The 13,548-nt window shown below is 66.2% G+C and carries 14 protein-coding genes; 5 read left to right on the forward strand and 9 right to left on the reverse strand.

Translation table 11 applies throughout. The features are described from left to right. Positions 1 to 81: 81 nt before the first annotated feature. From pcaD to AC13C7_RS15105, 3 genes are read left to right on the forward strand one after another with little or no spacing between them, the layout of a single operon-like run. Positions 82 to 879, forward strand: coding sequence for a 3-oxoadipate enol-lactonase (pcaD, locus tag AC13C7_RS15095; protein WP_482867980.1), 798 nt, complete (start codon positions 82 to 84; stop codon positions 877 to 879). Beyond that, positions 876 to 2,201, forward strand: a complete 1,326-nt coding sequence (locus tag AC13C7_RS15100; protein WP_482867981.1) for a class-II fumarase/aspartase family protein — start codon at positions 876 to 878, stop codon at positions 2,199 to 2,201. Before pcaD ends, AC13C7_RS15100 begins: the two co-directional genes overlap by 4 nt. After that, positions 2,194 to 3,414 carry a TCR/Tet family MFS transporter gene (locus AC13C7_RS15105; protein ID WP_482867982.1) on the forward strand — a complete coding sequence of 407 codons (1,221 nt, stop codon included), beginning with the start codon at positions 2,194 to 2,196 and terminating at the stop codon, positions 3,412 to 3,414. Before AC13C7_RS15100 ends, AC13C7_RS15105 begins: the two co-directional genes overlap by 8 nt. Here the strand turns inward: AC13C7_RS15105 and AC13C7_RS15110 are convergent. From AC13C7_RS15110 to AC13C7_RS15125, 4 genes are read right to left on the reverse strand one after another with little or no spacing between them, the layout of a single operon-like run. Next, on the reverse strand, positions 3,377 to 4,579 hold the full coding sequence (locus tag AC13C7_RS15110; protein WP_482867983.1) for an endonuclease/exonuclease/phosphatase family protein: 1,203 nt from the start codon (positions 4,577 to 4,579) through the stop codon (positions 3,377 to 3,379). The genes AC13C7_RS15105 and AC13C7_RS15110 overlap by 38 nt on opposite strands. Next, positions 4,576 to 5,562: a threonine ammonia-lyase gene (locus AC13C7_RS15115; protein ID WP_482867984.1), complete on the reverse strand. Its 987-nt coding sequence runs from the start codon at positions 5,560 to 5,562 to the stop codon at positions 4,576 to 4,578. The genes AC13C7_RS15110 and AC13C7_RS15115 overlap by 4 nt, the downstream gene beginning before the upstream one ends. Continuing rightward, on the reverse strand, positions 5,559 to 6,395 hold the full coding sequence (locus tag AC13C7_RS15120) for an alpha/beta fold hydrolase (RefSeq protein ID WP_482867985.1): 837 nt from the start codon (positions 6,393 to 6,395) through the stop codon (positions 5,559 to 5,561). Before AC13C7_RS15120 ends, AC13C7_RS15115 begins: the two co-directional genes overlap by 4 nt. After that, entirely contained in the window at positions 6,392 to 7,081 is a 690-nt protein-coding gene (locus AC13C7_RS15125; protein WP_446117516.1) for a haloacid dehalogenase type II, read from the reverse strand. The genes AC13C7_RS15120 and AC13C7_RS15125 overlap by 4 nt, the downstream gene beginning before the upstream one ends. A gap of 139 nt (positions 7,082 to 7,220) precedes the next feature. On the opposite strand from AC13C7_RS15125, the gene AC13C7_RS15130 reads away from it, so the two are divergent. Further along, positions 7,221 to 7,649, forward strand: a complete 429-nt coding sequence (locus AC13C7_RS15130; protein ID WP_172320523.1) for an FKBP-type peptidyl-prolyl cis-trans isomerase — start codon at positions 7,221 to 7,223, stop codon at positions 7,647 to 7,649. A 24-nt stretch (positions 7,650 to 7,673) separates the two neighbouring features. Here AC13C7_RS15130 and AC13C7_RS15135 read toward each other — a convergent pair whose 3' ends face one another. The 5 genes from AC13C7_RS15135 to fabA all read right to left on the reverse strand — a co-directional run bounded on the left by AC13C7_RS15135 (position 7,674) and on the right by fabA (position 12,837). Further along, entirely contained in the window at positions 7,674 to 8,480 is an 807-nt protein-coding gene (locus tag AC13C7_RS15135; RefSeq protein WP_482867986.1) for an enoyl-ACP reductase FabI, read from the reverse strand. A gap of 5 nt (positions 8,481 to 8,485) precedes the next feature. After that, the gene (locus AC13C7_RS15140; protein ID WP_482867987.1) at positions 8,486 to 9,715 is read right to left on the reverse strand and encodes a beta-ketoacyl synthase N-terminal-like domain-containing protein; all 1,230 of its coding nucleotides are present in this window, start codon (positions 9,713 to 9,715) and stop codon (positions 8,486 to 8,488) included. A 98-nt stretch (positions 9,716 to 9,813) separates the two neighbouring features. Continuing rightward, positions 9,814 to 11,433, reverse strand: a complete 1,620-nt coding sequence (locus tag AC13C7_RS15145; RefSeq protein WP_482867988.1) for a thiamine pyrophosphate-binding protein — start codon at positions 11,431 to 11,433, stop codon at positions 9,814 to 9,816. A 152-nt stretch (positions 11,434 to 11,585) separates the two neighbouring features. Beyond that, the gene (locus tag AC13C7_RS15150) at positions 11,586 to 12,269 is read right to left on the reverse strand and encodes a M50 family metallopeptidase (RefSeq protein ID WP_446117519.1); all 684 of its coding nucleotides are present in this window, start codon (positions 12,267 to 12,269) and stop codon (positions 11,586 to 11,588) included. 58 nt (positions 12,270 to 12,327) lie between these two features. Continuing rightward, positions 12,328 to 12,837 carry a bifunctional 3-hydroxydecanoyl-ACP dehydratase/trans-2-decenoyl-ACP isomerase gene (gene fabA / locus AC13C7_RS15155; protein ID WP_172320519.1) on the reverse strand — a complete coding sequence of 170 codons (510 nt, stop codon included), beginning with the start codon at positions 12,835 to 12,837 and terminating at the stop codon, positions 12,328 to 12,330. A gap of 190 nt (positions 12,838 to 13,027) precedes the next feature. Between fabA and irrA the strand changes: the two genes are divergently transcribed. Next, the gene (gene irrA / locus AC13C7_RS15160; protein WP_172320518.1) at positions 13,028 to 13,456 is read left to right on the forward strand and encodes an iron response transcriptional regulator IrrA; all 429 of its coding nucleotides are present in this window, start codon (positions 13,028 to 13,030) and stop codon (positions 13,454 to 13,456) included. Positions 13,457 to 13,548 lie beyond the last annotated feature (92 nt).

Below are 13,548 nucleotides of genomic sequence, written 5' to 3' on the forward strand. Positions count from 1 at the left end.
CTTCCAGGCACGCGACAGTTGCGCCCTGGGGCCAAAGCCCGCAAAAGGTACGCATCGCACCCAAACGCCGGACCCGACCCCATGCTGAGCTTCTCCGTCAATGGCACCGATCTCCACTACCGGATTGATGGCGACCCGGATGGCGCCCCGGTGGTCTTCTCCAACTCGCTCGGCACCGATCTGCGGCTCTGGGACGACGTGGTGGCGCATCTGCCCGCGGGCCTGAAACTGATCCGCTACGACATGCGCGGCCATGGCCTCAGCGCCTGCCCGCCCGCACCCTACGCCATGGGGGCGATGGTGTCGGACCTCGAAGGGCTGCTGGACGCGCTGGACGTGCGCGAGGCGGTTCTGGTCGGCCTCTCGGTCGGCGGCATGATCGCGCAGGGGCTGGCGGCCAAGCGGCTGGACATGATCCGGGCCGTGGTGCTGTCCAATACCGGCGTCAAGATCGGCACCCGCGAGATGTGGCAGGAGAGAATCGCGATGGTTCACGCGCAGGGCCTTGCCGCGATGTCGGACGCGATCATGGAGCGCTGGTTTTCCCGCAAGTTCCGCGAGGGGGCCGCGATGCCGCCCTGGCAACGCATGGTCGAAACCACGCCCGCAGAGGGCTATGCCGGGGTTTGCGCCGCCATCGCGGGGGCCGATTTCATCACGCCGACCAGCGGTCTGCGCCTGCCCGCCATGGTGATCGCAGGCTCCGAGGATGGCGCGACGCCGCCCGACCTGGTGCGCGACCTGGCCGACCTTATCCCAGGCGCGCGGTTCGAGCTGATGCGCGGCGCGGGGCATTTGCCCTGCGCGGAACAGCCCGAAACCTATGCCGCGCTCTTGTCCGATTTCCTGACCTCGATCGGTCACGGGGGCCGAGCATGAGCATCAGCCCCTTCGACAGCGCGCTCTACCGCGACCTTTTCACTGACACCGATATCGCCCGTCTTTTCACCGACAGCACCGAGATCCGCGCCATGATGCTGGTCGAAGGCGCGTTGGCGAAGGCGCAAGGTGCCTTGGGGCTGATCCCGCAGGACAGCGCCGAGGCGATCCACCGCGCCGCGATGGAGGTGCAGATCGACCCCTCGGGCCTTGCCGCCGCGACGGGGCAGAACGGCGTGCCGGTGCCCGCGCTGGTCGCTGCCTTCCGCGCCGCGATGGACGCGCCGGAGCACGCGCAATACCTGCATTGGAGGGCGACGTCTCAGGACATCATCGACACCGGGCTGGTGCTGCGCCTGCGCCAGGCGTTGAGCCTGATGGAGACCACGCAGACCCGGATGCTGGATGCACTGGCGACGATGGCCGAGACCCATGCCGACACGCCGATCACCGCCCGCACCTATGGCCAAAGCGCCACGCCCACCAGTTTCGGCGCGGTCGTCGCCTCTTGGGGTTGGCCGCACCTGGCGCATCTGGACAGGCTGGCGGCATTGCGGCCTCGCCTGTTGCAGGTCTCGCTTTCCGGCGCGGCAGGGACCAGCAGCGCGCTAGGCCCCGACGCGCCCGGATTGCGCAAGGCGATGGCCGAGGCGCTCGGCCTCTCCGATCCTGGCCATTCATGGCACAGCACCCGCGATAGCGTTACGGAACTGGCGGGCTGGCTGACGCTGGTGGCGGGCAGCCTTGGCAAACTGGGCGACGACCTGCTGCTCCTCTCGCAGACCGACAGTGGCGAGGTGCGGTTCGGCGCAGCCGGGGCTTCCTCGACCATGCCGCAGAAACAGAATCCGGTGGGGGCGTCCGTGCTGGTGGCGCTGGCGCGTCACGTCGTTGCGCTGAACGGCGCGATGCAAGGGGCCGCCCTGCACCGGCAGCAACGCGACGGCGCGGCGTGGTTCACCGAATGGCTGAGCCTGCCCGCGATGGTCATGGGCACGGCCAAGGCGCTGACCACCGCCGCCGATCTGATCGAAACGCTGGAGCCGCAGACGGAGCGGATGGCCGAAAACCTCTCCGATCCGCTTGGCCTCATCCATGCCGAGGCGCTCAGCTTTGCCCTCGCCGCCCATATCCCGCGCCCCGAGGCACAGGCCGAGGTCAAGGCGTTGTGCCGACAGGCCCAGGAAACCGGCACCCCCCTGCAAGACCTTCTGGCCCGCGCCCATCCCGACCTCGACCTGACCCAATCCGCCCCCCTCGGCCACGCCCCGGAGGAGGCAAGCGCCTTCGCCCGCGCCGTGCATGGGCGCGAGGATGGCTGACCGCCCGACTCTGGTCTTCATCCTGGCAACCATCACGCTGGACGCGATGGGGATCGGCATCATCTTCCCGGTCATGCCCGACCTGATCGAGGAAGTGCGCGGGGTGGGCCTCGCCTCGGCCGCGATCTGGGGCGGGATCCTCTCGGCGATCTTCGCGGTGATGCAGTTCCTGTTCTCGCCCGTCCTGGGCAACCTCTCGGATCGGTACGGGCGGCGCCCGATCCTGCTGATTTCCCTGATCGTGCTGGCCGCCGATTACGTGGTGATGGCCCTGGCGCAGACGATCTGGGTGCTGATCCTGGCGCGGGTCGTCGCGGGCATCACCTCGGCCACCTACACGACAATCTACGCGATGGTGGCCGACATCTATGACGGACCCGAGCGCTCCGCCAAGTTCGGCCTGATCGCGGCGGGGTTCGGCATCGGTTTCGTCGCGGGGCCTGCCCTTGGCGGCCTGCTCGGCGATCTCGACCCGCGCGCACCGTTCTGGGGCGCGGCCCTGCTGGCGCTGCTCAATTTCGGCCTCGGTTGGGTCGTCCTGCGCGAGACGCTGGCACGGCGCCACCGCCGCACCTTCGACATCCGCCGCGCCAATCCGCTTGGCGGCCTCAAGGCGATGGAGAAACTGCCGGGGATGCGGCAGCTTCTCCTCGTCATCCTGATCTACCATGTCGCCTCGTGGGTTTATCCTGCCGTTTGGGCCTATTGGACGCAGGCGCGGTTCGGCTTCGATCCAGGCCTCGTGGGCCTGTCGCTGGCGGCCTACGGCATCGGCCTTTTCATCACCCAGGCCTTCCTGATCCGACCGATCATTCACCGCTTCGGCGAACGGCGGGTGATCTATGGAAGCCTCTGCCTGACCATCGTGACGCTGATCTACCTGGGCCTGATCCGCGAGGCCTGGATGCTTTGGGCCGTTCTGCCCCTCCTGGCCCTGACCGACATGACCGAACCGGGGCTGCAAGGATTGATGAGCCAGCGCGCCAGCGCCGATCAGCAAGGCGAGTTGCAAGGGGTTCAGGGATCGCTCCAGGCAATCGCGACCATCATCTCGCCCCTGGTGATGACCCAGATCTTCTGGTGGTTCTCCCGCGAGGACGCCAGCCCCTATGCACCGGGCGCGCCGTTCCTCTTCGCAGCACTGCTGATCGCCGGATGCCTCGCCCTCTTCGCCTTCAGGCCGCGCCGTCGCGCAAGCGCAGATGCGCCATGATCTGCCCGTGATCCGAGGCCAGCTTGTTATAGGGCGCCTCGGGGTGTGAACCATCGGTCAGGTGATCGTTCAGGACCGAGAAATAGGTCATCTCTCCCACCGTGTCGGGTGTGCCGGGCAGAAAATGCCGCGACAGGTAAATCCGGTCGATGCTCTCGAACTTGCCGCCGAATGTGGCGGTATAGACCATGTCGCGCAGGGATTTCTGCACGAAGAGGCTTTCGGCGGAGTGCAGCCGCATCGCCTCGACATCCTCCCGGATCTGGCGGGCCTCTTCCCGTGAATACCGGTCGCCCGCATGTTGTGCATCGTGGCGCAGCATCCAGGCGTAATTCTTGAACGGGATCTCGCCCGCGATGATCTCGGACGATACCGCGTTCTCATGGTCGTTGAAATCGCCCAACACGATGACCGGGTTGCCCGCCGTCAACTCCGCCACGATGAGGCGGCGCAGCACGAAGGCCTCGCCCATCCGGCGCAGCCCCGCCCGCAAACTGCCAAGCGCGCGGCCCACGGGGTCGTAATCCGTCAGGTCGGCGGCGGGCGCGAACTCCGCCCCCGGCGGGCGGTCGTATTCGCCCAGTTTCGATTTCAGGTGACAGTTGAAGAGCGTCACGACGCGCCCGCCCATCGCGATCCGAACCTTGAGGATGGGGCGCGAGAGCCGTTTCAGCGTGAAACTGCCCGCGCCGGCCTCACCCCCAAGCGCGGAAAACGGGATCGACAGCGGCGGCTCGATCTCCTGGATCACCTCCGGCGCGCCCACGAACCCGAAGCGCGAGACCACCGCAAGGCCGGGCCGCCGCTGCCCCGGGTCGCCATCGTTGAGGTTCGGCGCGAAGGCCACCTGCGCGTCGGCATAGCCTTCGAGTTTCAGCCGCCGGAAGATCGCCTTGCGCCCGTAGCCGACGCCGCGCGCGGGCTGTGCCACGTCATTGAGCGCGCGGGCCCGCAGGTCGGCCTCCTCCATCACATCCTCAAGTGCTTCGGGCTCGAACACCTCCTGAAACCCGATCACATCGGCATCCAGGGTCAGCACCTGATCGGCCAGCCAATCGCGTTTCCAGGCGTATTCCTCGGCCGTGTATTTCTGGAACTCGTAATATTCCTGTTCCGGCCCGATCAGGTTCTTGACGTTGAAACTGGCGATGGTGACGTCACTCATGCGCTGTCTCCGAACTGTCTGAGGGTGTCCGCGAAAAGGCCCGCATCGACGTTGCCGCCCGTGGCCACGGCGATGACAGCCGGGCCGGTGACGCTGTCGGGCTGGAAGAGCGCCGCCGCCAGCGCCGCAGCCCCTCCCGGCTCCAGCACCAGTTTCAGGCGTGAAAAGGCCAGCGCCATCGCCCGCTGGCAATCTTCTTCGCTGACCACAAGGCCGGGGCCGCAGAGGCGGTGCATGATGGGGAATGTGATCTCGCCGGGTTTGGGCGTGATGATCGCATCGCAAAGCGAGCCCGATTTGCGCACATTCTCCTCGATCCGGCCCGATTGCAGCGACCGCGCCACATCGTCAAACCCTTCCGGCTCCACCGGCCTTGCCCGCAGCCCCGGCGCGCGCGCCTCAAGCGCCAGGGCAATGCCCGAGGTCAGCCCGCCGCCGCCGCAGCAAACCAGCACATCGGCGCTGTCCACACCTGCCTCTGCCGCCTGCTCCGCGATTTCCAACCCGCAACTGCCCTGCCCCGCGATGACCTCGCGGTTGTCGAAGGGCTTGATCAGGCTGAGGCCCCGAAGTTGCACCATCTGCGCCGCGATCTCGTCGCGCTGATCGGGATTGTTGCGGTCATAGGTCACGACCTCGGCCCCGAGTGCGCGCGTATTTGCAAGCTTGGACGCAGGCGAATCCTCCGGCATGACGATCACCGCAGGTGCGCCATGCGCCCGTGCGGCCATCGCCACGCCCTGCGCGTGATTGCCCGAGGAGAAGGCGACCACACCGGCCTTGCGCGCCGCCTCCGGCAGCGCCGAGACCGCCGCCCATCCGCCGCGAAACTTGAACGATCCGCTATGTTGCAGTGCCTCCGCCTTGACCAGCACCCGCCGCCCCGCGATCTCATCGAGGAAGGGCGAGGACAGCATGGGCGTGCGCCGCGCGTGGCCTTGAAGGCGCGCTTGGGCGGCCTCGATCATGGTGATGTCACTCATCGAAGCTGCTCCAGGAACCGCGTGATGGCGGCAATGCTTTCAGGCTCGTCCAGGAACGGCACATGGCCCCGGTCGGGCACCTCGGTGTAGTCCATATCGGGGCGCAGCGCCTGCATCTTGCCCGCCGTCTCGCGCGTCAGCAGGTCGGAATTTGCGCCCCGGATCAGGCCAAGCGGCACCCCCTCCAACAGCCCGAAGAGCGGCCAGAGATCCGGCGGCTCCAATCCCTCCGCCTGCGCCTCGACCGCGTCGCGCAGGCGCGGGTCATAGCGCAACCCGAGCCTGCCATCGGGGGCCACCGACCAGCAGCGCCGCGCGAACCTCTCCCATCCCTCGGGCGAGACGTTGCGGAACGCGGGTGCCATGCGATCGGGCAACCCCTCGATGGCGTCTTGCAGCGTGTCAAAGGGCGGCGGCTCGCCCAGATAGGTCATGATGAAGCGCAACCCGTCCGCGTCGATATCCGGCCCGATATCGTTCAGCAGCACGCCCGCCAGCCGATGCTTGTGCTGAAAGGCCAGCGTCATCGCCAGCAACCCGCCCCGCGACGTGCCGAGGATGGCCACCTTGTCCAGCCCCAGGTGATCTACCAGCGCCAGCGCGTCGGCGGCCTCCTGCACGACCGAATAGGTCATCACATCCTCGGCGAAATCCGACGCCCCGCGCCCGCGACTGTCCAGCCGGATGATGCGCGCGCGGTCTCCGAACGTCTCCAGAACCGGCTCGAAATCGTCCATGTTGCGGGTAAGGCCCGCCAGGCACAGCAGCGGCACGCCCGCGCCCTGATCGTCATAGGCCAGCGTCAGCCCGTCCGCGGTCGTGACATTCCTCATGAAAACCGCCCGAGCAATCCGGCAACGCCAGTGAGGTCCGGGGCGATCCTGTCGGGCGGGTCCGGCAGACGGTCCACGGGCTCACCGGCGCGGTTGACCCAGAGCGTGCGGAACCCGTAGGCGCTGGCCGAGGTCACGTCCCACCCGTTCGAGGACACGAACAGCACCTGGTCCGGGCGGCACCCGAAATGCGCCCCGACAAGGTCATAGACCCGCGCATCCGGCTTGAAGATACCGACGCTTTCGACGCTCAACACCGCGTCCAGCATGTCGCCGATAAGGGCGCTGTCCACCGCGCCCTGCAACATCTCGGGCGAGCCGTTCGACAGGATCCCCGTCGCCAGCCCCGCATCCTTCAACTCGGCCAGCATCCCCGGCACCTCCGGATAGGCGGCCAGCGTGAAATAGAGACCCAACAGACGCTCGCGCAGTTCCGCATCGGCCACGTCGCAACGCTCCAACGCCCAATCCAGCGCGTCTTGCGTGACCTGCCAGAAATCCACGTGCCGCCCGGTCAGCGCCCGGATCCAGGTGTATTGCAACTGCTTGGCGCGCCAATGGCCGGCGACGTCCTGCCAGACCCCGGCGAAGGCGCCCGCGCCGGGCTCCTCGGCCACCGCGCGGGCGGCGGCACTGACATCGAAGAGCGTGCCGTAAGCATCGAAAATGCAGGTCGTGATGGTCATCGCGCGGTCCCCCTTTGGCGGCAGACTGGCACAGGCAGAGGTCAGCGGAAAGATGCGAGGTTCGGGAAATCCGGTTTACATCACGCGCATGGGCTTTAGGTTGCGCGGTTTCAAATCGCGAAACACGAAGGAAAGTCACATGTCCCAGGCATCCGCCGGAAACAAGATCGCAATTCACTACACCGGAACCCTGGCCGACGGGTCGGTCTTCGACAGCTCCGAAGGGCGGGATCCGCTGAGCTTTACGATGGGTGAGGGCCAGATCATCCCGGGTCTGGAAACCGCGCTGGACGGCATGGCCGAAGGCGAAGAGAAGACCGTCACCGTGCCCGCCGATGACGCCTATGGCCAGAAGAACCCGCAGGCGATGCAGCGCGTGCCGCGCTCCTCGGTGCCCGATGGCATTCCGCTGGACCTCGGCACCCAGTTGCAGTTGCAGACCCCCGAGGGGCAGGCCATGCCGGTGACGGTGGCCGAAGTGACCGAGAGCGAGGTCGTTCTGGACGCCAATCACCCGCTCGCGGGCAAGGATCTGACCTTTGCCGTCAAGGTCGTCTCGGTCGACTGACCGGGATCTGGGCGGGGGCTGCCCTTACGCGGCCCCCGGCCCTTGCAGGTTTTCCGGCTGCATCATGCCAAGCACGTGATAGCCGCCATCGACGGTGATGATCTCACCGGTCGTGCAGGCGCCCATGTCCGAGGCAAGGTAGACCGCTGTTCCGCCGATCGCCTCCAGCGTCGCGTTGGCCCGCAAGGGTGCATTGTCGCGCGCCGTGTTGAAGGTGCGCCGCGCGCCCGAGATCGCGGCGCCAGCCAGCGTCTTCATCGGGCCGGGGCTGATCGCGTTCACGCGGATGCCGTTCGGCCCCATATCGTTGGCCAGGTAGCGGACCGAGCTTTCCAGCGCCGCCTTGGCCACGCCCATCACGTTGTAGAACGGCGTCACCCGGTTCGACCCCATATAGGTCAGTGTCAGGATGGTGCCGCCCTCGGACATCAGGGGTTCGGCCCGCCGCGCCACGTCGATCAGCGAATAGCACGAGATCGTCAGCGAGTTCTTGAAATTCTCGCGCGTGGTGTTGATGAAGCGGCCCGCCAGTTCGGTCTTGTCGGAATAGGCGATGGCATGGACGACGAAATCCAGCCGGCCCCATTCCTCCTCGATCTTGCTGAAACAGGCATCCAGGCTGTCATCGTCGGTCACGTCCACATCCAAGAGCAGGTTGACATCCAGTTGCTCGGCCAATGGCCGCACTCGTTTGCCGAAATTGTCGCCCTGGAAGGAGAAAGCCAGTTCCGCCCCCTCGGCCCGCAGCGCCTTGGCGATGCCCCAGGCGATGGAGCGCTCGTTTGCGACCCCCATGACCAATCCGCGTTTGCCGTTCATCAAATTTGCCATGAAATCTATCCGTTATAACGCGACAGCAGCATCGAGCCGTTGGTGCCGCCGAAGCCGAAGCTGTTGGTCATCACCGTGTCCAGCCCCGCGCTTTCAACAAGGTCCGTCGCAACCTCGCCGGGGTTGATGCCCTCGGCCAGCGTCTCGACATTGATCGAGGGGGTGATGAAATCGCCCCTCAGCATGAGCAGGCAGAAGATCGCCTCAAGCGCGCCCGCGGCCCCCTGCGCGTGGCCGGTCATCGACTTGGTGGAGCTGATCGGCGGGACGGTGCCTTGGCCGAAGACGCGGCGGCAGGCTTCCACTTCGCCCACGTCCCCCACCGGGGTCGAGGTGCCATGCGCGTTGATATAGCTGACGCGGCGCCCTTCCGGCAGGGTTTGCAGCGCCAGCCGCATCGCCCGTTCGCCACCCTCGCCAGACGGTGCCACCATGTCATGCCCGTCCGAGGTGGCGGCGAACCCGGTCACTTCCGCGTAGATCGTCGCGCCGCGGGCAAGGGCGTGGTCCAGATCCTCCAGCACCACGATGCCGCCGCCGCCCGAGATCACGAAGCCGTCGCGGTCCTGGTCAAACGCGCGGCTGGCCCTGGTCGGGTCATCGTTGCGCTTGGACGACATCGCGCCCATGGCGTCGAAAAGGCAGGACAGCGTCCAGTCCAGCTCCTCGCCGCCGCCCGCGAACATCACGTCCTGCTTGCCCATCATGATCTGCTCCGCCGCGTTGCCGATGCAATGCAGGCTGGTCGAGCAGGCCGAGGTGATGGAGTAGTTGATGCCCTTGATCTTGAACGCCGTCGCAAGGTTGGCGCTGATGGTGGAGGACATACATTTCGGCACCGCGAACGGTCCGATCCGCTTGGTCGCCCCGGATTTCAGAACCGTCTGATGCGCCGACAGCATGGCGCTGGTCGACGGCCCGCCCGAGCCCGCGACGAGGCCCGTGCGCACATTCACCACGTCATCATCCGACAGCCCCGCATCGGCAATCGCCTGGCTCATGGCGATATGGGCATAGGCCGCGCCCGGCCCCATGAAGCGCAGGGCGCGCTTATCCACATGCTCCTTGGGGTCGATCTTGAGCGTGCCCGCAACCTGGCTGCGGAAGCCGTGCTCGACCATTTCCGGGCTGGCCTCGATACCGGATGTTCCGGCCCGCAGGCTGGCCTCGACCTCTTCGGCGTTATTTCCGATCGAGGAGACGATCCCCAATCCGGTGACAACTACTCGGCGCATAAACTGCTCCTTCTGATCCGCTGGTCACTTGTAGGACGGTGACGGGAAGCAGGGCAAGGGGCAGGGCGGGCGGCCAGACAGGTTTCGGGGCCCGCCCGTCAGATCCGCATCCGGGGCACGTCGTTGGGATCGAGCTTGAGGTCGATCAGGATGGGCCCCGTGCGCCCCTCGATCGCCGTGATGGCCTGTTCCAGATCCTCCGCGGACCGCACCTCCAGGCCGGTTCCGCCGAGCGATGTGGCGACCTCCGCGAAGGAGGGCCAGTCGAACTGCGTCAGGCTCGGGTCCATCTTACGGTCGAGAAACTGGATATGCTCGGCCCCGTAAGCGGAATCATTGGCAAGGATGACGATCATGTCCAGCCCCAGGCGCACGGCGGTGTTGAACTCGTTGATGCCGCCCATCATGAAGCCGCCATCGCCGGTGAACAGCACAACGGGTCTGTCCGGCGCGGCCACGCCGGCCCCGATGGCCTGTTGCAAGCCCTGACCGATGGCGCCGAAATTGGCGGTCACGATATTGCTGCGCGGATCGCGAACCGTGATGCGGCACCAGACCTCGGTCATGAAGCGGCCCCCATCGGTGACGAGGATCCGATCCTTTGGCAGCGCCTCCTCCAGCCGGTCCAGCGCCCGCACATAGTTGACGAAGCCCTCACCCGACTTGTCCGCCGCCACCGGATGCGCGCGCAAGGTGTCGGGGTCGATGTCGCGGGTGAAGCCGCTGCCGGGGATCTCGGCCTCGTCCAGCCACCAGGCGATCGTCTCGGCGGTCAGCCCGGCATCGGCCACCAGCCCCGCATCGGGGTGCACGCTGTTGCCGATGGCGGTCGGTTCGATGTCGATCTGGATGACCCGCTTGTTCTTTACCAGCTTGCCCTGGTCGGTGGTGAAGCTGTGCAGCCCGGTGCCGAAGCAGACGATGCAATCGGCCTTGTCGATCAACTCATAGGCCGCCGGGGTCGACAGCGTGCCGAAAATGTCCATGTCGTATTTGTGGCCCGTGAACAGCCCCTTGGCCTTCAGCGTCGTCGCAAGCGGTGCCTCCAGCCGGTCGGCCAGCTTGATGAGCGTGTCGCGGGCGTCGATGGCCCCGGCACCTGCAAGGATGATGGGCGCGCGGGCCGACGCGATCATGCCGATCGCCTCATCCAGGATCCCCCCTTCCGAGACCCCGCCGGGCGCCGAGAACACGTCCAGCACCTGGCGGGTATGGGCGACCTCCTGCCACATGAAATCGGCCGGCATGTTCAACACGATGGGCCGCCGCTCCACCGCCGCGCGATAGAAGGCACGGGCGACATCGGCGGCGACGGTCTCGGGCGTGCGAAGCTGCTCGAACCCCGCGCCCGTGGCCTTGACCAACTCGCGCTGGTCGATGCTTTGCAGGTGGCGCGGATTGGCGACCGGCGTATCGCCGGCCAGCAGGACCACCGGGGCCTTGCCCCGCACCCCTTCGGTCAGCGCCGTCGCCGTGTTGGTCAGGGCCGGGCCATGGGTGATGCTGGCCACCCCGATCTTGCCGGTCACCTGGGTATAGGCCAGCGCCATCAGGACCGAGCTTGCCTCATGCGCGGCGGGCACGAATTGTCCGCCGCAGTCGCGCACGAAGCTGTCGACCAGAAAGAGATTGGCGTCGCCCATGAGGCCGAACATCGTTTTGACACCATGCTCGGCGACGGCCTTGGCGAGGGACTGGTGGACGTGGATCTTCTCCATCGGGAACCTCCTGGATTGCTTGCCCCCTCATACAGGCCAATGACCGCGAAGTGTGCGCGTTCTTGGGCCCGTATTGCCCGATCCATGCGGAATACGCGCACCCAGGGGCCGGTCTTGTTGCAAAATCCCGCATCCAGCCCGGTGCAAACCGATTACCGGCGCGGCCCGAGATGCAGGTTGCTGTCCCGCCCCAACCCGCGCGACAGGCACCATGCGATGACCGCGAGGCTGAGGAGGAACCAAAGACCGCCCCAGATCATCGTTGTCCCGCCGATCTCCTCGGCCAGCATCCGCGCGTCCGAACGCAGGTCCGCGCGGCGGATCGTGTCATCCCATATATCGTAGGGCACGTAGATCAGGCTGGACAGGCCGATCACCCGCAGGATCAGGTCGCAGGCCCCTTCGCGCAGATACCGCGAGGCGGCGATCAGGGCGGCCCCGGTCAGCCCGCAGATCACAATGGCGGCAAGGTCGCGGACATAGAGCACCAGGACCGCCAGCATCAGCACCCCGATCCCGCCGAGGATCGCCCGATCCATCCGGCTGTGCAGCGCCGCCAGCAACACCCCCGCCCCGATCAGGAGCGAGCCGAGATACCCCGCCGTCAGCGTCAGAAACCGCGACCCGCCCCGCGTCCAGACCTCTCCACCCTGCTGGAAATTGACCGAGAAGCTCTCGACCGACCCGCCGGTGGCAATGGCCATCAGCGCGTGGGACAGCTCGTGAAAGAAAACGACGAGGAACTTGAGCGGCAGGACCACGGGCGTGGACCACAGCGCGAAAACGATCAGGGTGATCGCCAGAAGCTGCCAGTGGCCGCGCAGGTAGGTCAGCATGGGTCGGCACCGCGATCAAACGCGGCACCCGCCGAGGGCGGGCGATGCGGCACCCCAATCAACTCTCGCTCAACGCGACCTTCATGTCCTTGACCTGGTAGATCACCTCGCCATCGGCCTCGACGATGCCGTCGGCAACCCCCATGGTGAGCCTCCGCGTCTGGATCGCCTTGGTGAAGTCGATCTTGTAGGTCAGCATCTTGCGGTCGGGCCGGACCATGCCGGTCAGCTTGACCTCGCCCACGCCAAGCGCATAGCCGCGCCCCTGCCAGCCGCGCCAGCCCAGGTTGAAGCCAGTCAGTTGCCAGAGGCCATCCAGCCCCAGACAGCCGGGCATGATCGGGTTGCCGGGAAAATGACATTCGAAGAACCACAGGTCCGGGGTGATGTCGAACTCGGCGATTACATGCCCCTTGCCATGCGCGCCGCCATCGCCGGAAATATCGGTGATCCGGTCCATCATCAGCATCGGCGGTTCGGGCAATTGCGCATTGCCGGGGCCGAACAGCTCTCCGCGTGCGCATTTCAACAGATCGTCCCGGTCGAAACTCGTGGGATATCCAGCCATTAAGCCCCCTGCCCTTCGCTATTGCTGCCCCAGGCACCAGCGCCTGAAATCCGTCGTCCCCTAGCATCCGCCGCGATGCGGGCGCAAGGAAACACCTAAGTCCAATCTAAGGCGTTCAGGCCCGATTCCAATTGAAAATCCTCCCGATCAACCCCTATATTGACCCTGTAACGCAAGGAATGCCGCCCCGATGACCCCCGAAGCCCTCGAACGCAGCACCAAATGGCTGGCCCAGGCCGATCTGCGCCCGACCCGTCAGCGCCTGTCGCTGGCAACGCTGCTGGTGGGCGACGGGCAGGATCGCCACGTCACGGCGGAGGGGTTGCATGCCTCCTCGGTCGCGGCGGGCGAAAAGGTGTCGCTGGCCACCGTCTACAACACCCTGCGCGCTTTCTGCGACGCGGGGCTGGTTCAGGAAGTCACCGTTGACGGCACCCGCTCCTATTTCGATACGCGCATGGACGACCACCCGCATTTCTTCATGGAATGCGAAAGCTGCGAAGGGCGGCTGGTCGATGCGAAGAAATCCGAACTGGAAATCGCCACTCTACCGACCCCGCCCGAAGGCTTCGAGATCGACAAGGTCGATGTGGTGATCCGCCTGCGCAAGACATCCTGACGGCGCGCCAAATTCCTCACAAGGAATTCCAAAACTCCCCGGAAGGAGTTTTGGGCTGGCCATTGCGCCCGCGCCATTGTAACGCCTCGCCA

It is taken from the genome of Alterinioella sp. B-7 (genome assembly GCF_056857775.1).